Source organism: Bombilactobacillus apium (genome assembly GCF_013385145.1).
Taxonomy (GTDB): domain Bacteria; phylum Bacillota; class Bacilli; order Lactobacillales; family Lactobacillaceae; genus Bombilactobacillus; species Bombilactobacillus apium.
The window spans coordinates 80,865-99,464 of the sequence record NZ_JABZEC010000004.1 but is presented as its reverse complement, the minus strand read 5'-3'; the positions used below and the strand labels follow the sequence as shown (position 1 = coordinate 99,464).

The 18,600-nt window shown below is 41.7% G+C and carries 18 protein-coding genes; 17 read left to right on the top strand and 1 reads right to left on the bottom strand.

From position 1 onward, the window contains the following. The first annotated feature begins 371 nt into the window (after positions 1 to 371). The 7 genes from HU830_RS05260 (at position 372) to HU830_RS05230 (ending at position 8,527) form a co-directional block, all read left to right on the top strand. Positions 372 to 2,390 (top strand): DHH family phosphoesterase, encoded by a 2,019-nt coding sequence (locus HU830_RS05260; protein ID WP_176942738.1) that lies wholly within the window; start codon positions 372 to 374, stop codon positions 2,388 to 2,390. A 32-nt stretch (positions 2,391 to 2,422) separates the two neighbouring features. Continuing rightward, positions 2,423 to 2,875, top strand: coding sequence for a 50S ribosomal protein L9 (gene rplI, locus HU830_RS05255; protein WP_176942737.1), 453 nt, complete (start codon positions 2,423 to 2,425; stop codon positions 2,873 to 2,875). 228 nt (positions 2,876 to 3,103) lie between these two features. Further along, the gene (locus tag HU830_RS05250; protein ID WP_176942736.1) at positions 3,104 to 3,511 is read left to right on the top strand and encodes a CidA/LrgA family protein; all 408 of its coding nucleotides are present in this window, start codon (positions 3,104 to 3,106) and stop codon (positions 3,509 to 3,511) included. A 47-nt stretch (positions 3,512 to 3,558) separates the two neighbouring features. After that, entirely contained in the window at positions 3,559 to 4,284 is a 726-nt protein-coding gene (locus tag HU830_RS05245) for an LrgB family protein (RefSeq protein ID WP_176942858.1), read from the top strand. Between the two features lie 109 nt (positions 4,285 to 4,393). Continuing rightward, a complete protein-coding gene (gene dnaB, locus HU830_RS05240; RefSeq protein ID WP_176942735.1) occupies positions 4,394 to 5,767 on the top strand; it encodes a replicative DNA helicase in 1,374 nt (457 codons plus the stop codon). Positions 5,768 to 5,859: 92 nt separating this feature from the next. Next, on the top strand, positions 5,860 to 7,152 hold the full coding sequence (locus HU830_RS05235; protein WP_176942734.1) for an adenylosuccinate synthase: 1,293 nt from the start codon (positions 5,860 to 5,862) through the stop codon (positions 7,150 to 7,152). A 208-nt stretch (positions 7,153 to 7,360) separates the two neighbouring features. After that, positions 7,361 to 8,527, top strand: coding sequence for an MFS transporter (locus HU830_RS05230; RefSeq protein WP_176942857.1), 1,167 nt, complete (start codon positions 7,361 to 7,363; stop codon positions 8,525 to 8,527). Here the strand turns inward: HU830_RS05230 and HU830_RS05225 are convergent. Beyond that, entirely contained in the window at positions 8,506 to 9,942 is a 1,437-nt protein-coding gene (locus tag HU830_RS05225) for an APC family permease (RefSeq protein ID WP_176942733.1), read from the bottom strand. The two genes, HU830_RS05230 and HU830_RS05225, sit on opposite strands and share 22 nt — an antisense overlap. A gap of 102 nt (positions 9,943 to 10,044) precedes the next feature. On the opposite strand from HU830_RS05225, the gene HU830_RS05220 reads away from it, so the two are divergent. The 10 genes from HU830_RS05220 to HU830_RS05175 all read left to right on the top strand — a co-directional run bounded on the left by HU830_RS05220 (position 10,045) and on the right by HU830_RS05175 (position 18,582). Continuing rightward, positions 10,045 to 10,452: a GtrA family protein gene (locus HU830_RS05220; protein WP_407647492.1), complete on the top strand. Its 408-nt coding sequence runs from the start codon at positions 10,045 to 10,047 to the stop codon at positions 10,450 to 10,452. Positions 10,453 to 10,567: 115 nt separating this feature from the next. After that, the gene (locus tag HU830_RS05215) at positions 10,568 to 11,023 is read left to right on the top strand and encodes a LytTR family DNA-binding domain-containing protein (protein ID WP_176942731.1); all 456 of its coding nucleotides are present in this window, start codon (positions 10,568 to 10,570) and stop codon (positions 11,021 to 11,023) included. Next, complete coding sequence (locus HU830_RS05210; protein WP_176942730.1) at positions 11,020 to 11,736, top strand: hypothetical protein; 717 nt, start codon at positions 11,020 to 11,022, stop codon at positions 11,734 to 11,736. Before HU830_RS05215 ends, HU830_RS05210 begins: the two co-directional genes overlap by 4 nt. A 618-nt stretch (positions 11,737 to 12,354) precedes the next feature. Next, entirely contained in the window at positions 12,355 to 12,576 is a 222-nt protein-coding gene (locus HU830_RS05205; RefSeq protein ID WP_176942729.1) for a DUF1659 domain-containing protein, read from the top strand. 16 nt (positions 12,577 to 12,592) lie between these two features. Beyond that, positions 12,593 to 12,811, top strand: coding sequence for a DUF2922 domain-containing protein (locus HU830_RS05200; protein ID WP_176942728.1), 219 nt, complete (start codon positions 12,593 to 12,595; stop codon positions 12,809 to 12,811). A 160-nt stretch (positions 12,812 to 12,971) separates the two neighbouring features. Then, positions 12,972 to 13,886, top strand: a complete 915-nt coding sequence (gene rbsK / locus HU830_RS05195; RefSeq protein ID WP_176942727.1) for a ribokinase — start codon at positions 12,972 to 12,974, stop codon at positions 13,884 to 13,886. Between the two features lie 230 nt (positions 13,887 to 14,116). Then, the gene (rbsU, locus tag HU830_RS05190; RefSeq protein ID WP_176942726.1) at positions 14,117 to 15,001 is read left to right on the top strand and encodes a ribose/proton symporter RbsU; all 885 of its coding nucleotides are present in this window, start codon (positions 14,117 to 14,119) and stop codon (positions 14,999 to 15,001) included. A 166-nt stretch (positions 15,002 to 15,167) separates the two neighbouring features. Continuing rightward, positions 15,168 to 16,340 carry a pyridoxal phosphate-dependent aminotransferase gene (locus HU830_RS05185; RefSeq protein ID WP_176942725.1) on the top strand — a complete coding sequence of 391 codons (1,173 nt, stop codon included), beginning with the start codon at positions 15,168 to 15,170 and terminating at the stop codon, positions 16,338 to 16,340. Between the two features lie 81 nt (positions 16,341 to 16,421). Further along, the gene (locus HU830_RS05180; protein WP_176942724.1) at positions 16,422 to 17,867 is read left to right on the top strand and encodes a catalase; all 1,446 of its coding nucleotides are present in this window, start codon (positions 16,422 to 16,424) and stop codon (positions 17,865 to 17,867) included. A 148-nt stretch (positions 17,868 to 18,015) separates the two neighbouring features. Beyond that, positions 18,016 to 18,582, top strand: coding sequence for a TetR/AcrR family transcriptional regulator (locus tag HU830_RS05175; RefSeq protein ID WP_176942723.1), 567 nt, complete (start codon positions 18,016 to 18,018; stop codon positions 18,580 to 18,582). The last annotated feature ends 18 nt before the right edge of the window (positions 18,583 to 18,600 follow it).

Genomic DNA, 18,600 nt, shown 5'->3' with positions numbered 1-18,600 from the left:
CGTTGAATTGGGTGACAAAATGTTCCCAGTGATTTATCCTTAGCATTATTTTGATTTAGTGCCCGGAGTAACGACTGATCAAGCAACCAAAGTTCCTAATTAAGTCTGAACTAAAAAAATTCAGTTGCTAGCTGATAAATGAGAGCTTCATTAATTTAATTCACCATTAAGAGCGAGGTTCGCACACAATTTAAAAGAATCAGTTCTTTTTGGCTTAGTTAAGATAAAGGAATCCATAAATTCCCAGATCCATTACATAGAGTTAAAAACTTTGAGGGGGCAAGCTTTGGGGGAGAGTTTATTTGGAAATCAATTAACGGGAGGAAATATGATAAAATAAAGCTAATTATATTCTAAGTAAAGAGGAACATATGAGCAAAAAAAAATTAACGAATCAGAACCTTTTAGCTTTGAGTTCAGCGGCTAAACTGGGCTCCGCTGGATTGTTAGTATTGCTGGTGGCTTTAATCTTGGTCCAATTCTTGGATCGACCAGAAGACCTCATCTTTAGTTTAAGTATTATTGTTTTGCTGGTTTTGTTGAGTGCTTATTTACTCAATGATCTTTTAAAGCAGGCCAACCAACACCTTTATGATTTGTCCTTCCGCGAAAATCGCGGCCAACAAGAGGCTTTAATTAAATTGCCGATGGGAATTTTGCTATATAGTGCGGATAAGAAACATAAGATTGAATGGATCAATCCCCGCCTGCAGCGCCATTTTGGCGATCGGGAAATCTTGGGCTTAACGATGTCGCAATTGAATCCTAAGCTAGAACAATTGGTTATCAGCTCCTCGGAATCTAAAGCACAGTCCCAGGTGATTCAATTGGAAAGTGCCCAATTCCGGGCTTTTGTCCAGCGAGATCTGCGGATTATCTACTTATTAAATATCACTGATTTGGTTCAATTGCAGCAAAAGTATGAATCGGAGAAGATTGCTCTGGGGCAAATCTTTTTAGATAACTATGATGAAATTACGCAGACAATGGCCGATCGGGAACAGTCCAATCTCGATAATTATGTGACTAATCAATTGACAGATTGGGCGAATAATAATGCAATGTTCTTGAAAAGGATTAGTAAGGACCGCTTCATTGTCGTGGCTTATGCCCGGTCCTTGCAACAACTGGAAGAAAATAGTTTTGGCATTTTAGATCAAATTCGCAAGGGAACTTCGCAACAAAACTATCCTTTGACTCTCAGTATTGGTTTAGCTTACGGACATGATAATTTGGCGCAAGTGGCTGAAGAAGCTCAAAAGAATTTGGATTTGGCGCTCGGTCGTGGTGGTGATCAGGTTGTCGTCCGCAAGGGCGAAGAACCGGCGAGCTTTTATGGGGGAAATACTAATCCCATGGAGAAACGAACCCGAGTGCGGGCGCGGATGATTAGTCAGGCTTTGCGCGATCTCTTTGATCAAGCCGATCACCTGTATGTTATGGGACATGATCGGCCAGATATGGATTCCTTGGGAGCTTGTTTGGGGATTCATCGTATTGCGCAAATGAATGACAAAAAATGCCAAATTGTCATTGATCAAACGGAAGTCCATACTGATATTGCTCGTTTATTGACCCTGATTGACCAAGATCCAACTTTAAAAGACGACTTAATTTCACCAAAGAAGGCTGTCGAAACCGTTGAAAAGAACTCACTTCTAATCATGGTCGATGTTTCTAAGCCATCTTTGTCAATGAGTCCGGAATTATTTCAAAAATTGGCTAAACAAACGATCATTATTGATCATCACCGTCGGGGAGAAGAATTTCCCGCTAATCCGATTTTGGTTTATATTGAACCGTATGCTTCTTCGGCCAGTGAATTAGTTACAGAAATGATTGAGTATCAACCCAAGAGTAAGCAGTCACTGTCGAAGTTAGAAGCCACGGCTTTATTAGCCGGAATTTCTTTGGATACGAAGTCCTTTACTTTGCGGGCTGGAACCCGCACTTTTGATGCGGCCAGTTATCTGCGTTCTTTGGGCGCCGATGGGACTATGATTCAGAATTTACTGAAGGAAGATGTGACCGCTTATATTCAACAAAGTCACCTCATTTCGACGATTGAAATGATTACTCCCCACGTGGCAGTTTGTGCGGGAGAAGATGATCAAAGCTATGATTCAGTGATTGCCGCTCAAGCGGCAGATACACTTTTATCGCTCTCGAATATTCAGGCCGGCTTTGTCTTAACCAAACGTGATGATGATGTGGTTGCTATCTCTGCACGGAGTTTAGGTGATTTTAACGTCCAAGTAATTATGGAAGAGATGGGTGGCGGGGGTCACTTGTCAAACGCGGCGACCCAGTTGAAGCAAACGACAGTTTCGGCAGCGAAAAAAGAATTGATTGCAATTACGCAACAAAAAGTGGAAGATATTAAACAATAATAGTTATTAAATAACTCTCAGGAGGCTATCAAATGCGTGTTATTTTTACGGAAGATGTTCGCGGCAAAGGTAAGCGGGGGCAAGTGAAAGAAGTTGCTGATGGCTATGCACAAAATTTTTTAATCAAAAATGGTAAAGCCAAACTAGCTACTCCAGCAGCAATGGGAGAGTTAAAGGCGCAAAAGCAGGCTGAGCAACGGGTTAAAGATGAAGAAAAAGCCGGCGCCCAGATGATCAAAGATGTTTTGGAAAAAGACGAAACCGTCGTGGAATTGACTTCCAAAGCCGGAACTGATGGCCGCTTATTCGGCTCCATTCCTAGCAAACAAATCGTGCAAGCCCTAGCTCAACAATATAAAATTGAGTTAGACAAGCGGAAACTGGATTTGCCGGAACCAATTAAAGTCTTAGGCTATACAAATGTCAAAGTTAAATTGTATCCGGGGATTGACGCTAAGATTCGAGTTCATATTCAAGAAAAATAAAAACTTTGCTAATTGTCCTAGGAAAATTTCAGATTTCCTAGGGCTTTTTCGTTATCTTAGTCTGCAAAAGGTCAACGTAAAGCTGCTTTTAAACTTTAAAAAGTCAGAATCGAAAACTGTGTAAATAGAGATTGAAAAAGTTTCATTATAAACTAGATTTTTTTTGAATAGAGTGTTACCCTCTAAATGGAAACGCTTTATTAAATTCTAGAAGGGGATTTGATTTTTATGAAGAAGGAAAGTCCAAAAAAGGATGCTCCGAAGTCTGCGCCGATAATCATTCAAATGATGATTTATGCGGTGATATTGTATGTTTCACAGATTATTTCACAATCTGTGCCGAAGTCGTTCCCATTACCGACACCGGTAATTGGGTTAGTCTTACTCTATCTTTTACTTACCTTTCATATTGTTAAACTCGAGTGGGTTGATTCTTTCGCAAGTGTTTTAATTGATTTGATTGGATTCTTGTTTGTTCCTTCCGGGATTGCCTTAGCCGCTAATCTGGATATTATGCAACACGAAGGAATTAAATTAGTTTTGGTGATTATCATTGCCACAATTGTCTTATTAGTTGTGACGGCCTACACCACGCGCTTCTTATTAGGAATCCAACATAAAATGACAAAAAAGTAAGATTGCCTTGAGGAAATCTTAGCTAATTGAAGGGAAAGATTATAATGATGGCATATTTCACTAATCCGTTGTTCGGAGTCATGTTATCTTTGGTATTATTTGTGATTGGAAAATATTTGTTTGACAAAACTAAGGGGTTCTTCTTATTCCAACCGCTATTTTTCGGGATGGTTATCGGGATTATTGTTTTAATGATTCTCGGAAAGTGTCTCGGCTTATCCACGGCTCAAGTTTATACACAGGCTTATAAACCTGGGGGGGACATCATCTTCTGGTTCTTAACACCAGCAACAATTGCTTTTGCGGTTCCGCTCTACAAGCGAAATGATGTGGTCAAGAAAAACTGGCTGATTATTTTATTGGCCCTGTTCATCGGAACTATTATTTCTTTGATCGTCATCACTGGTGTTGCTAAACTCTTTGGCCTCAGCAAAGTCGGAACAGCTTCCATGTTGAGTCAATCAGCAACGACGGCGATCGCTTTACCATTAAGTACCGCTGTTGGTGGGAATACCGCGGTTACCGCGATGGCCTGCATCTTAAACGCGGTTATTATCTATGCTTTAGGTAAATATCTGGTTAAGTGGTTCCGTTTGGAAAACGACCCGATTGGAACTGGTTTAGGATTAGGAACTGCTGGTCACACGATCGGTTCTGCGTTTGCTTTACAATTAGGATCAACTGAAGGAGCAATGGCTGCCGTAGCGGTAGTTGTCATCAGTATTGTTGATAATATCGTGGTGCCAATCTTCGGACATATGATCGGATTCTAGCGCTTTTTAAAATTAAAGAACAAAGATTAGGCCTCGATGAATTCAATCGTGGGGCCTAATTTTTATGTTAAAATACCTTATACAAATTACATGATAGAAAGTCGAACGTATGAATACTGAGCTTACCCAAAGAATTCCACCAAATAATAAAGAGGCTGAACAATCAGTTTTAGGCTCAATTTTGTTGCGCCCGGAAGCAATTGTTGAAGCCCTAGAATATTTAGTTCCGGCAGACTTTTATCAACATGCCCACCAATTGATTTTCGAGGCGATGATTACTCTCAATGATCAAGAGCAAGGAATTGATGTGGTGACCGTTAAAAATGTCCTCAGTGATCGTCAACAATTAGAAGATATTGGGGGAATTAGCTATCTGGGAGAACTAGCCAGTTCGGTACCGACAGCGGCTAATATCACTTACTATGCTAAGATTGTGGCTGATAAATCTTTGTTGCGGCGCTTGATCAACACGGCGACTGATATTGTGACGCAAGGTTACGAGCAACAAGATGATGAGGTCTCAGGTGTCTTAGATGCCGCGGAAAAAGCGATCATGGATATCAGTGAAAATCATGCTAATGGTGGTTTCCAAAAGATTGCGGATGTTTTAAATACAACTTTAGAAAATATTGATAAATTAGCGCAAGAAGATTCAGCAGTTACCGGTTTATCGACCGGTTATCCGGAATTAGATCGCGTGACTTCTGGCTTACATGCCGATGAGTTAATTATTTTGGCGGCCCGGCCGGGGGTTGGGAAGACAGCTTTCGCCTTGAATGTGGCCGAAAATATTGCGGTGCATAATCCCAAAAGTGTTGCTATCTTTAGTCTCGAAATGGGGGCCGAGCAATTAGCTAGCCGGTTATTGTGTGCCCAAGGAAGTATTGATGCCAATCACTTACGAACGGGAGATTTGAACGATGATGAATGGTCAAATTTAATTGTCGCCACCGGAATTTTATCCAAGACTTCTATTTATATCGATGATACCCCAGGAATCAAAATGGCAGAAATCAGAGCTCAATGTCGCCGTTTAGCCCAAGAACAAGGTAATCTGGGCTTAATTATTATTGATTATTTACAGTTAATTGAAGGTACTGGCCAGGAAAATCGCCAGCAAGAAGTTTCGACGATTTCGCGGCAATTAAAGAAATTAGCCAAAGAACTTCACGTTCCCGTAATTGCCTTATCTCAGTTATCGCGGGGGGTCGAACAGCGCCAAGATAAACGCCCGATTTTATCAGATATTCGTGAATCCGGTTCAATTGAACAAGATGCGGATATTGTGGCCTTTTTATATCGGGATGACTATTACAATGAGAATCAAGAAGATGATGAGCCCGAAAAAGATACCAATGCTGGAGAAGTTGAAGTAATTATTGGCAAGAACCGTTCCGGCCCGCGGGGAACCGTGAAGTTATTATTTGTCAAATCATATAATAAATTTGCGGCGATTTCACCGATTCCTGATCCGGGACAATAGTTAGCCGAGGTTTTTTTGCTATTGCTGGCTGAGGTTGATAAACTAGTAGCGGAGTTTGAAAAAACAAGTACAAGTAAAGGACGATGACGAAGATGGCAGGTGTAGTAGTAGTAGGGATGCAATGGGGCGATGAAGGTAAAGGTAAGATTACCGACTTTCTAGGTCAAGGATCAAACGTCATTGCTCGTTACCAAGGTGGCGATAATGCTGGACACACGGTCGAAGTAGGTGACCAAGAATATAAGATGCGTCTAGTTCCGTCAGGGATTTTATATCCTGACAAAATCACCATGATTGGGAATGGCGTTGTTGTGAACCCGAAATCATTAGTCGAAGAAATGCAGCGGCTACAAGCACAGGACATCAGTTTTAAGAACTTTAAGATTTCCAATCGGGCCCACTTAATTTTGCCTTACCATATCAAGATGGATGGACTTCAAGAACAAAGCAAAGGTGACCAAAAGATTGGGACTACCAATCGCGGAATTGGCCCGGCTTACATGGACAAGGCTGCCCGAATTGGGATTCGGATGGCCGATTTATTAGAGCGCGAATCTTTTGCGGCTAAGTTAAAGACCGCTTTGGCGATTAAAAATCGGGAATTTACCCAAGTTTACGGCGCGGAACCAATTGAGTTTGATGATATTTTTGAAGAATTTTACCAATATGGTCAACAATTAAAGCCATATGTTGTTGATACTTCCAAAGTTTTAAACGAAGAGTTTGATCAGGGCCACAAGGTTCTCTTTGAGGGCGCTCAAGGAATTATGTTGGATATTGATCATGGGACTTATCCTTTTGTAACTTCCTCTAATCCCGTTGGTGGTTATACTGCGGGGATTGGTGTCGGCCCAACCCGGATTACCAAGGTAGTTGGGGTTGCTAAGGCTTATACTTCTCGCGTTGGTGATGGTCCTTTCCCAACTGAATTGACCGATGAGACCGGTGACTTTATTCGTGATGCTGGTCATGAATACGGCGTGGTTACTAAGCGTCCACGGCGGATTGGTTGGCTAGATGCAGTTGTCTTGAAGCATGCTCAACGAGTAGCTGGAGTGACTGATTTAGCTTTAAATAGTATTGATGTCTTGAGTGGTCTTTCCCAAGTGAAGATTTGTACCGGCTATCGCTTGCCTTCAGGAGAAGTGATTGATGAATATCCGGCTAGTTTAGATATCGTCAACCAATGTGAACCGGTTTATCAAACGATGCCTGGTTGGCAAGAAGACTTACGGGGCGTAACTGATATGCAGCAATGGCCGCAAACTGCTAAAGATTACCTGGCTAAGATTAAAGAATTAACCGGCATGGACTTCGTGAGTGTTTCAGTTGGCCCTAATCGGGATGAAACAATTGTTTTGAAAGATATTTGGACCGAAGTCTAAACTAGTTCGAATTGAATTCCAGTTAAATAAGTTAAGACCTAAAAGGTGATAAATATCGGATGAAAATTTAGTTTTCATCCGGTATTTTGTGTTTAATCTTAATTAGCTATTTACTGGGAGTAGTTTGTGCTAAATTATATTTTATAACTGCCCCAAGGAAAAATAGTTTGGAGTTGTTAATTATTTTTGGGGAAAGACAGGATTGTCAATGAAAACATATCGAGTTCAAGCCTTACTTTTAGTTGCTTTAGCTTTTATTTTAGGTTTTAGCGAATTTATTATTATTGGTCTGGTGGCACCTTTGGCCCACCAATTTGTTGTTCCCGCTAGCCAAATCGGTCTTTTGGTGACGGTTTTTGCGTTAGTCTATGCGCTAAGTACCCCCATTTTGAATTTATTAATTGGGGCCCGGAGTTTGTATCGAGTACTCCTAGTTTTCCTGGGAATTTTTATTTTGGGAAATTTAGGAACCGCTCTGGCCCCCAATTTTGCTATTTTAACAGGAACTCGGATCCTAACCGCCGTAGTTTCGGGATCGATTATTTCTCTAGCGATTACCATCGGCAATAGTTTAGCCCCGGTTGAAAAAAGAGTTCGCCTAGTTGCTTGGATTTTTTCTGGTTTTAGTATTGCCAGTGTCTTCGGCGTTCCTTTGGGAACGGCTTTGGGGTTAGTTGCTGGTTGGCGCAGTGTTTTTGGCTTAATTACCCTCTTAGCCATCCTGATTGCCCTAGCTTTGGCGAAGGCTTTACCGCAAGGTCTCTTTCAGGAGCCTGCAAAGTCTTTGCGCCATCAACTGCTTATTTTGCAAGATCGCCGGATTCAACTCGGACTTTTATTACCGATGCTAAACTTGGCTGGTATCTACACTTTTTATACCTATTTGAGTCCTTTAATTACTCAGAGTTTACAGCTTTCGCCGCATTTATTAACCCCAATCTTATTTATTTTTGGCTTAATGTCTTTAGCCAGCAATTTATTGAGCGGTCGCTTGGCTGAAATGGGGGGTTTACGTAAAATACCCTTCGTCTTTGCTGGGCAGACGATTTTATTAATTAGTTTACCTTTTCTTTTGCCCAAGGTCGGTCTTTGTTTAGGCGCCATTATGTTGTTAGCTTTGAGCATGTATTTAAATAATTCGCCGATTCAGATGCACTTTATGACTTTAGCGGAGCAGAAATATCCGCAAGCCCTAGTCTTTGCCTCTTCTTTTAACTCGATTTGTGCTAATTTAGGAATTGCCTTGGGTTCGGCGGCCGGTAGTTGGACTTTTAAAAGTTGGGGTTTAGCGCAAGTTGGTCCGGTTGGAGCAATTTTCGCCGGTGGCGCCTTTTTAGTATCCTTAGGGCTTAATTACTTATTGGCGGAGCGCTGATGGCGCGCAATTAATGGAAAAATTAATCCCAATAAGAGTAAAACCACGGGAGTCAGAATGTTGAGGCTTAATTGGAACCACCAATTCTGGGCCGGAAGAGCGCCGGTAGTCTTGGGAATCATCCCTAGAAGACAGGCTCCCAGATTGAAAATAAAACACCAACTGCCCAGAATCATGCCCCAGTGACGATGGTGGGTTAACATATAGCTGCCTTGGTAGTTTTGCAACTGATGATTTAAGAGCGTATAGGCAGCAAAGACCCAGAGATAGCGCAGGGGGGTCACCACTGAATTGAGATTTAAAAGCCAATTGTAGAGTTCGTTAGCACCACCGATTCCTAGAGCAGGGATCATAATTAAAAGAGAAACTAGACCGCCGGTCAGCCAATAACCATTAATCGGTACTTGATAGCGATTTTGTTTGCGCAACTTAGCTGGAATCAGTTTTTGTTTAGGATCGCTGAGTAAAACTCGCAGGGGGGCGTCAATTGAAATAATCAAGGCCGCAGCGGCTGTGAGGATGTTGGTGAGGGCAAATAACCAGACTAAGGTATTTCCCAAGTGGAAGTATTGTCCCAGTAGCTGGAAGGCGTAATAAGCACCATTAGCCATTAGATCAGCGGGGAGATGTTGGGCATCAAATAAAATTCCCATCGCAAAAGAACCGAAAATAGCCGAGGTGGCAACCATCAGAGCAAGGAGAATCATTCCCCGGGGAAATTCTCGTTGCGGTTGTTGAGTTTGGCTGACGTAAGGGGCAATTTTTTCGGCGCCACCGACGGCTAATACCAGCATCGAAATGGTGGTAAAGTAGTGAAAATCAAATTTAGGGAAGTAGTTTTGGATTTGGTCCATGCCTTCGGTTTGGATGGTTAAGTTAGTCATCAAAGGGGCGCATAGACCTAGAATGATGAAAAGGATGGACATGATAAACATCCCTAGTCCCGCGAAACTACCGATAAGTTTTAAAATTTTGACTCCACGGGCGGCGAGAATTAAGAAGAACCAGAAAATTATGAGGCAGAGAATCTGAACGGTGAAGGCTGAACTTTGCTTGACGAATTGACCGTTACCGTGCAGGAGCCAGCTGATACCAACGATGATTAATTGGGGCTTTTGCGCTAGGTAAGGGATGTGGACAACCCAGTAAGTCCAAGCGGCCAGATAGGCCCACTTACTGTTGGTCAACTCTTTGATCCAAGTGGCTACGCCGCCACTATCGCTAGCGAAGGTGGTTCCCATTTGCCCGACCATTAGCGTATAAGGAATAAAATAGAGAAACATAATCAAGATCCAGGATGTAACAACAACTAGACCCTGATTGGCAAAGTTATTGACGACATTGATGAGCCCCCAAACGGAGGAGAAGGCAATTAGGGCAATATTGTACCAACGTAATTGTTTTTGTGTAGACATTAGAAACCTCAATGGAAATTTTATAGTAATATGGTTATATAGTAACAGTCACCCTGGGGGAAGGGTATCTTAATTTTTAGGAGACATAAAAGAATGAAAAAAATCTTTCAATTTGTGCAGCAAACTTGGACAGTCTGGTCTTATTTGATTTTTGGTGGCTTAACGACCCTGATTAATTTACTGGTATTCTATAGTTTTTATACTTGGAATCATTGGATGGGTTACCAAGTAGCGACTTTTTGGGCCTGGTTTCTATCAGTGATTTTTGCTTATGTAACTAATAAAATCTTCGTTTTTGACTCCCATCAAACTAGTCAAGCAGGAGTTTGGCGAGAATTGGGTTCTTTTTTCTTCTTTCGAATTTTAAGTTACTTTTTAGACGTCATTATTGTGACCATCGGGATTGGTTGGCTGCATGGCAACAGTTTGATTGTGAAGTTGATTGATAATGTAGTTGTCGTAATCACCAATTATATTTTTAGCAAAGTTTTTATTTTCAAGCAAAAGTAAGCTAAATTTAAATGCGTCTTAGTCAGATAAATCAACCACTTAGCCCAGAAGGGTTGGTTTATTTTTTTCGGCATGGTTTACTAGACATATAGTAAAGGGGGGAGCTCAGGCCAAGATGAAAGTTGAAATCGAGGTGAATTCTGTTCTAAAGCAAACTCAAGTGGTGATTCAAACTCCGCAAATTGATGCACAGGTTCAACAAATCGCCCAAAATTTGCAGGAACTTAGTGTTTCTCGGGAAAAGTTATTATTTTATCAAGGTGACCGAGAATATTATTTAGCTGTGCAAGAGATTTTGTTTTTTGAAACTTTCGCCCGGCAAGTCCAAGCGCATACGGGGGAGCAAGCCTACCAAACGCGCCTTCACCTTTATCAGTTGGAAGAGTTACTACCTAGCACTTTCATGCGGGTTTCTAAGTCAACGATTTTAAATCTTCAGGCAATTTATTCTTTAGAACATACGATGGGACAGACGCGGATTACTTTTCAAAATACACCGAAAGAAGTTTTTGTTTCACGTAAATATTATCAACAGGTAAGGCAATACTTAACGGGAGGAGAAAGTTTATGAAACGAAGTAGACGCTATTTTTGGGGGATCATCTTTATTTTATTGGCCTTTTTATTACTCTTGAACCAAATAATCGATCTTCCCTTTTTAGGCTCTGGAAAATTTATCTCGACGGCCGTTTTATTGGTGATTTTCCTTTGGGGTTGGAATCGAAGGTTGTTTGAAGTGATGTATTACGCAATAGCCTTCTTCATCATTTTTAATGCCGATACTTTACATTTGGGGATGGTTTCTCCGTTCATCCTTTTTATTGTGGCGGTTTTACTGCAGGCCGGACTTTCAATTTTATTAGCCCCTTGGTTACAACGTTATCGGGTTCGATCTTGGACACCGTCTTGTCGTTCCGGAAAGTCGGCTACGACTGAAGAAACAGTTCGGAATGCAGAAGTAGTTAATATTGATGCCCTGATGATGAGTAGCATGCGTTATTTACCCGATAACAATTTTCGAAAATTGAAAATCGATACGGTAATGTCTAGTTTGAAGATTTATTTAACCTCCGAAAAACCAACCAACGATATAATCATTGACTTAGATGTAGTCATGGGTCATGTAGAACTGTTCTTGCCTCGTGATTGTCAGGTAATTGATGAAACCGTACCGATCATGGGGAGTACGACTTCGCTGCGGCACGATCCGCGTCCAGCAGAGAATCCCCGGATTTACATTCGCGGTGAAGTGATTTTCGGGAATTTAAGCTGGCATTATTTATAAAATTTCCCAGGAAATATCGATGGTCCTTTCTAATAATTAGAAAGGGCTTTTTTTGCTGGCTCGAAATACTGATTAAAAAATACAAATTTTTAACTATCTAAAGCTCATTGTAATAGATAAATCTATTTATGGTTTAATTTAAAAGAGAATAAAGATTTACTCCTTGTTTAATTGATAAGTTGCACAACTAATTGAATTTGTAACTGACGGAGAATATGATCTGATTAATTAATCAATGAAAACGATTATTTTAAATAGAAATGAAGAGCCAACAAGGATATTGTTTTAAAATAACCCTGAAATTCCGCCGTTTTTTAATTAATTAATGCTAATTTTACTTAGAAAATCATCTGACATAAGCTGGATGCTTTTAATTGTTTTTCCTTACTAAATGGGATTCCTAAATTAGATAAATGTAGAAAATATTTTCCGGGAAATACTAAAGTTCTAGAAAATTTAAGGTTAGTTTGCCAGCCAACGGCTTAAACTAGGTAGAGTTTTGAGAAAAAATAATTTACATAAGTTCCGTTTTACAAAAGAGCAACGTTACTAAGGGTGTAGGCAAGAAAACCTAGCTAGGAATGAGACCTACACTAATTTTGGAAAGGAGTCATTTTTATGACGACAACTGCTCAACGGGCTTGGCAAGATACCAGCCTTAATTATCAATTCACTCAACCAGGATCAGAAACTACAGTGCAACAAAAGATTAGTAAAGTGGTTGCGAGCCCCAATGATGCGCAAGTCTTGGCTGTCGGGCAAGCCTTAGCTGCTTTAAGCACTAATTCTCAATTAGTTGGCGCCCAATTAACGGTGCATTCAATGATTACTCCCGTCTAAGAGAAAGGATGATAAAATGAAAGTTTTAAAATTAGTCTTTACCAGTGATAGTTCCAAGAAACATACTTTGACTTGTGCTACTCCTGATCCGCTTTTAACTGCCGAAAAGGTAAAAGAAGAAATGGAAATTATTGCCCAAGCTCACTTGTGTCTCGATAATGGTGAACAGTTGTACTTTAAACCACAAAGTGCTAAATATGTAGAAACTGTCGAGACCACTGTTTTCACGGCCTAAGTTGATTTGCAAATCCTGCTGACTCCGATTGGAGTTGGGAGGATTTTTTTTGCCAAAAGAATCTCTGGAAATGGGTATAATTAAGAAGAAGAAATTCATGAGTAGCTCAAAACGTAGCTACAACTTGAAATGATTTCTACTTATACGAGGAGGAGCAGTTATGAATACGGTAACGGTAGTTGGAAGTATTAATTTAGATCGGACGATTCGGGTTCAAAAGATGCCCCGGGCTGGTGAAACAATTCATACTAAGGAACTTTTTACGGCTCATGGAGGCAAAGGAGCCAATCAAGCGGTTGCTGCCCAGCGTTTGGGCGCGCAAACCAATTTTATTGGCGCCGTTGGTGATGACGCTGCGGGCCAGGATATCTTAGCCCAGCTAAAAAAAGAAGGACTTCAAACTAAAGGAATTCAAGTTTTGCCCCAAGTGGCAACTGGGCAAGCTTACGTGGTTGTTGATGATGCCGGTGAAAATCAGATTATGATTCACGGCGGCGCCAATCAAGAATTTACTCCAGAGCAAGTCAGAAGCCAAGCCCAATTAATTGCCGACAGTGACTTCGTTATCGCCCAATTTGAGAGCCCCCTGGAATGCACTCAGGCTGCTTTTGAGTTAGCTCATGAGCATGGGGCGGTAACGATTTTAAATCCTGCACCCGCCCAAGCTGATCTGTCCCCGAAACTGTTAGAGTTGACTGATTTGATTATTCCTAATGAAACCGAAGCACAGATTTTGACGGGCGTCGCAGTTGTGGATCAAGAAAGTGCGGAGCAAGCTGCCCAAAAGTTGCAGGCCAAAGGCATCGAGCAGGTGATTATTACGCTTGGGAGTCGAGGTGCTTTTTGGTCTGCATCAGGTCAAGCCAGTCAGCTAATTCCCGCTTATCGAGTTGAAGCCGTGGACACCACTGCTGCTGGGGACACTTTTATTGGTGCTCTAGCTAGTTTTCTCGACCCGCAGTTGACCAAGATGGTTGCGGCCATTAAATTTGGCAATCAGGCTTCAGCTTTGACGGTTCAACGTCCAGGCGCGCAAAGCTCGATCCCTTATCGGACAGAACTGGAAAAGAAATAGGGGGCTTCCTGTTTCGAAAAGGAATCCCCTGATCCTACCCTCGTGAGCCAAATGAGATTCAACTACTCTCATGTGGCTTACTTTTTAGTTGTTGTCGCTGGGCACTAGCTTCCTAATTTGCCGAGTCCAGAAATTAAAGTGTCATTGTGATAACTTTTCTAATATAATGGTAAGATACGTCTGAAAGTAAAACGCTTTTTTCAGAAAATTAGTTAGAGGAGAAATGCTAGATGAGTATGTTTGCTTTACTAGTTGGCTTAGGACCCCTGTTAGGCTGGGGCCTGTATCCAACGATTGCGTCGAAAATTGGCGGCCGTCCTGTCAATCAAATCTTGGGATCCACTTTTGGAACTCTTCTCTTTGCGGGGGTAGTTCTAATAGTCAATCAGGTCAGTTTTCCCACTGGTAAAAATTTAATTTTTGCGATTTTATCGGGTGTTGGTTGGGGTTGTGCCCAAATCTTTACCTTTAAAAGTTTTACTTTAGTTGGTTCTTCGCGGGTCATGCCGATCACCACTGCTTTTCAATTGTTAGGCGCTTCCCTGTGGGGAGTTTTAGCCTTAGGAAATTGGCCCGGAGTAATGGCCAAAGTATTAGGAGCTGTAGCGCTCATCTTGATTATTATCGGAGCTTCGATGACGGTTTGGAGTGAAAAGAAAAGCGCCAGTGATCAAAAATTATTACAGCAAGCGATAATTTTACTGGCGATTGGAGAAATTGGCTACTGGGCTTATTCCGCTGCTCCGCAAGCCACCAATATTACGGGAATGGAGGCCTTTTTACCACAAGCAATGGGGATGTTCTTAGTAGCTTTAATTTACGCAATCGTCCTTGCCGGCAAAGGGGAAAAATTTGCGATCTTGGAAACTGTTTCCTACCAACACATTTTTTCCGGCCTTTTCTTTGCTTTTGCAGCCTTGACCTACTTAATTTCTGCCCAGCCAAATGTCAATGGCTTAGCCACCGGCTTTATTTTGTCACAAACTTCGGTGATCTTGGGTACCTTGACAGGAATTTGGTTCCTCAATCAAAAGAAGACGGGCAAAGAAATGACGGTCACCCTCATTGGTTTAGCTTTGATTTTAGTCGCCGCCGCCATTACAGTTTTAATCTAAGTTCAAATAATTCGAAGATTTCTTTTTTCTAGAAAAGAAGTCTTTTTTTGTGGCCGAAAAGCTGTTATTCAGCCTTGACATTATATTTTTATGAATTAAAATTTGAATTAATTAATTTAAATTAAAAATATGGATTTGATTTGAAATCTAACAGGGGGATTAGCAAATGAAGTTTCCGGAATCGAAAGTCTTACAGGGCTTGCCCACGCAGTTTTTCGCTACTTTAGTTAACAATGTTAATGCCCAAATTGCGGCGGGAGTTGACGTTATTAATTTAGGTCAGGGGAACCCCGATCAACCAACGCCCGCTTTTATTGTTCAGGCCATGCAAAAAGCAACGGCTAAAGCGGAAAACCATAAGTATTCTCTCTTCCGAGGCATGCCAAGCTTTAAAGAAGCTGCTGCTGATTTTTATCAACACGAGTATGGTGTGCAACTGGATCCCGAGACCGAAATCGCCGTTCTGGGGGGATCCAAAATTGGCTTGGTTGAGTTGCCTTTAGCCTTGATGAATCCCGGGGAGACTTTATTGTTGCCTGATCCCGGTTATCCTGATTATCTGTCGGGAGTTGCTTTGGCCCAAGTTCATTTGGAGCTTTTCCGTTTACGCCGGGAGAATAATTATTTGCTAGATTATCAAGAATTAGATCCCCAAGTAGCGGCCGCCGCCAAGTATCTCTACTTAAATTACCCTAATAATCCCACGGGAGCAGTGGCGACCGCAGAATTCTTTCGGCAAACAGTCGACTTTGCCCGGGAAAATCAAATTGGAATTGTACATGACTTTGCTTACGGAGCTTTGGGCGCAACCGGGACTAAGCCGCGCAGCTTTCTGCAAACTCCAGGAGCTAAAGAAGTCGGAATTGAAATGTATACTTTGTCCAAGACCTATAACATGGCTGGTTGGCGTTTGGGTTTTGCGGTCGGAAATCCGGAAATGATTGAGGCGTTGAATTTAATTCAAGATCACTTATTTGTCAGTGTTTTTCCCGCAATTCAAGAAGCCGGAGTGGCGGCCTTAGAAAGTGATCAAAAGACTGTTCAAAAGTTGGCACAGTTGTACCAACAACGCCGGGCAGACTTTGAAAAAGCGGCGCGTCAGATTGGCTGGGAGCCTTATCCGAGTGGTGGATCTTTCTATGCTTGGATGCCAGTTCCTGAAGGTTATAGTAGTGCAGAATTTTCCGATTTATTGTTAAAAGAAGCTGGAGTTGCCGTGGCTCCAGGCAGTGGCTTTGGCGCTGGCGGAGAAGGTTATGTCCGCATTGGCCTCTTGATTGATGAACCGCGCTTTAGTGAAGCTTGCGAACGGATTGGCAAACTCCACCTATTTGCTTAAAGTCAGAATGTTTGCTTCCGTGTGAAAATCGTTTTATGGTGAATAAAGAACGAGATATTGTTCGCAAGGGAGGAACCATCGATGACAGATAAGTTGACGACTAGTTCTGGACAAGCTTGGGGAAACAACGACCATTCTCAAACTGCCGGTGTCCGAGGACCAGTTCTAATGCAAGATTACCAGCTATTAGAGAAGCTGGCCCATTTTAACCGGGAAAGAATTCCGGAACGAGTGGTACATGCTAAAGGAGCCGGCGCCAAAGGAATCTTTACCTTGACCTATGATATGAGTGATTACACAACGGCGGATTTATTTTGTGGCCAAAATAAAATGACGCCAGTTTTGGCACGTTTTTCTCAAGTGGCGGGAGAATCAGGCTACCCAGATACCATTCGAGATGTTCGGGGCTTTGCGCTTCGTTTTTACACGCAAGCTGGAAATTATGATATTGTCGGAAACAACACGCCGGTCTTTTTCATCAATGACCCTTTGAAGTTTCCTGATTTTATTCATTCGCAAAAAAGAGATCCGCAAACTCACTTACGGAGTGATGAGATGCAGTGGGACTTTTGGGCCCATTATCCCGAAGCCTTACATCAAGTAACTTATTTGATGGGGGATCGGGGAAATCCCGCCAGTTATCGGACGATGAATGGCTATGGCAGCCATACTTTCAAGTGGGTTAATGCTCAAGGTGAGCAGTATTGGATTAAGTATCACTTCTTGAGTAATCAAGGTGTTCAAAATATGAGTGCGAAGATCGCGACTAAATTAGCCAGCGAAGATCCGGATTATTTATTGCATGACTTGTATGATGCAATCGCCCAAGGTGACTACCCAAGTTGGAAAGTTTATGTTCAGATTATTCCTTATGAAGAAGGTTGGGATTATAAGTATGATCTTTTTGATGTTACCAAAGTCGTCTCCCATCACGACTATCCTTTAGTCGAAGTCGGAGAATTTACTTTAAATCAAAATCCCACGAATTACTTTACAGATATTGAAGAAGCAGCCTTTTCCCCGGCTAACTTAGTCTCGGGAATTGAACCTTCGCCGGATAAAGTTTTACAAGGACGTTTGTTTGCTTACCATGACGCAGCTCGTTATCGTCTAGGTGCCAACTATGATCAATTAGCAGTCAATCGGCCCCTCAATGAGGTCCATAACTATGAGCGCGACGGCGTGATGGCCCAAGGTCAAGGAAAAGCGGTTAATTATGCTCCTAGTGGTCATGATGGACCGCAGGCTGACCCCAGCAGTCAGATTCACGGAAATCCTCTGACCGGCCGAGAGGGAAATTATGAACCCTATGATCCTGACTATTACTCCGCTGCCGGGCGCTTGTATCGACTAATGTCGAAAGATGAACAAGATCGGCTGATTGAGGCCATAGTGGGAAGTCTAGGCTCGGTTTCTGATGCCGAAATTAAGTTGCTGGCAACACGTCAGTTTTATCAAGCTGATTCTGATTATGGGACTCGGGTTGCGCAAGCTTTGGGGCTAGATCTGAGCCAAGTTAAAAAATAATTTTTTGAAAAATAAAGCAGTGCTCCAGGAAAAACTGGGCACTGCTTTTTTTCCTGAAAAAAATCTGATTTTCTGCTTGAAATTTTCAAAGTCACGTATTAAAATTACACATTGTAGATTTAAAACTTCTAGTTGAAGGAGTGAAGAAATGAGTAACCAAAGGATCAATCGAGAACAGGTTCTCGAAACTGGCCGGACGATTATTTATCGTGAAGGAATGGGAGCTTTGACTTTTCCCCGGTTAGCTAAGGAGCTGAATATTCGATCTCAGTCCTTATATAACTATTTTAAAAATCTAGATGACTTGATCGGTCAAATTGGCGCGGGTTTTATGAATGAACTCTACCAACTAGTTGTCGAAAGTTTAGTTGGCTTGAGCGGGAAAGCCGCTTTCCAAAAATATGCTTTAGTGGCGCATGATTATTTGGAAAACCAAGGGCGCATGGTAGAATTGCTGTACCATGTCCACAATTTTGACCAAGAAAGTGATTTTTATCAGGCAATGAGTAAAGTTTTGGACTTATTGCATAAATTAGTTGCTAGTGTCAAATTGCGACATCTGGATGCGGAATCGTACGTTCAAACTCTCTTAAGTTCAGTTTTAGGCTTTACTTTTATTGAAGTGATGGGCTTTTTACCTAAAGATCAGCAACAAAGAGATCATGAATTTGCAGGTTTATTGCAGTTACAGCTTAGTGAAATTAAAGAAGACTAAGGAAAGGGATTGAAGTGG

Excerpts from the sequence above, each read along its gene's own strand:
- HU830_RS05185 (WP_176942725.1), top strand. The coding sequence starts at position 15,168 with ATGAAGTTTCCGGAATCGAAAGTCTTACAGGGCTTGCCCACGCAGTTT.
- rbsK (WP_176942727.1), top strand. The coding sequence starts at position 12,972 with ATGAATACGGTAACGGTAGTTGGAAGTATTAATTTAGATCGGACGATT.
- HU830_RS05205 (WP_176942729.1), top strand. The coding sequence starts at position 12,355 with ATGACGACAACTGCTCAACGGGCTTGGCAAGATACCAGCCTTAATTAT.
- HU830_RS05210 (WP_176942730.1), top strand. The coding sequence starts at position 11,020 with ATGAAACGAAGTAGACGCTATTTTTGGGGGATCATCTTTATTTTATTG.
- HU830_RS05200 (WP_176942728.1), top strand. The coding sequence starts at position 12,593 with ATGAAAGTTTTAAAATTAGTCTTTACCAGTGATAGTTCCAAGAAACAT.
- HU830_RS05225 (WP_176942733.1), bottom strand. The coding sequence starts at position 9,942 with ATGTCTACACAAAAACAATTACGTTGGTACAATATTGCCCTAATTGCC.
- HU830_RS05175 (WP_176942723.1), top strand. The coding sequence starts at position 18,016 with ATGAGTAACCAAAGGATCAATCGAGAACAGGTTCTCGAAACTGGCCGG.
- HU830_RS05260 (WP_176942738.1), top strand. The coding sequence starts at position 372 with ATGAGCAAAAAAAAATTAACGAATCAGAACCTTTTAGCTTTGAGTTCA.
- HU830_RS05235 (WP_176942734.1), top strand. The coding sequence starts at position 5,860 with ATGGCAGGTGTAGTAGTAGTAGGGATGCAATGGGGCGATGAAGGTAAA.
- HU830_RS05245 (WP_176942858.1), top strand. The coding sequence starts at position 3,559 with ATGGCATATTTCACTAATCCGTTGTTCGGAGTCATGTTATCTTTGGTA.
- HU830_RS05230 (WP_176942857.1), top strand. The coding sequence starts at position 7,361 with ATGAAAACATATCGAGTTCAAGCCTTACTTTTAGTTGCTTTAGCTTTT.
- HU830_RS05250 (WP_176942736.1), top strand. The coding sequence starts at position 3,104 with ATGAAGAAGGAAAGTCCAAAAAAGGATGCTCCGAAGTCTGCGCCGATA.
- rbsU (WP_176942726.1), top strand. The coding sequence starts at position 14,117 with ATGAGTATGTTTGCTTTACTAGTTGGCTTAGGACCCCTGTTAGGCTGG.
- rplI (WP_176942737.1), top strand. The coding sequence starts at position 2,423 with ATGCGTGTTATTTTTACGGAAGATGTTCGCGGCAAAGGTAAGCGGGGG.
- HU830_RS05180 (WP_176942724.1), top strand. The coding sequence starts at position 16,422 with ATGACAGATAAGTTGACGACTAGTTCTGGACAAGCTTGGGGAAACAAC.
- dnaB (WP_176942735.1), top strand. The coding sequence starts at position 4,394 with ATGAATACTGAGCTTACCCAAAGAATTCCACCAAATAATAAAGAGGCT.
- HU830_RS05215 (WP_176942731.1), top strand. The coding sequence starts at position 10,568 with ATGAAAGTTGAAATCGAGGTGAATTCTGTTCTAAAGCAAACTCAAGTG.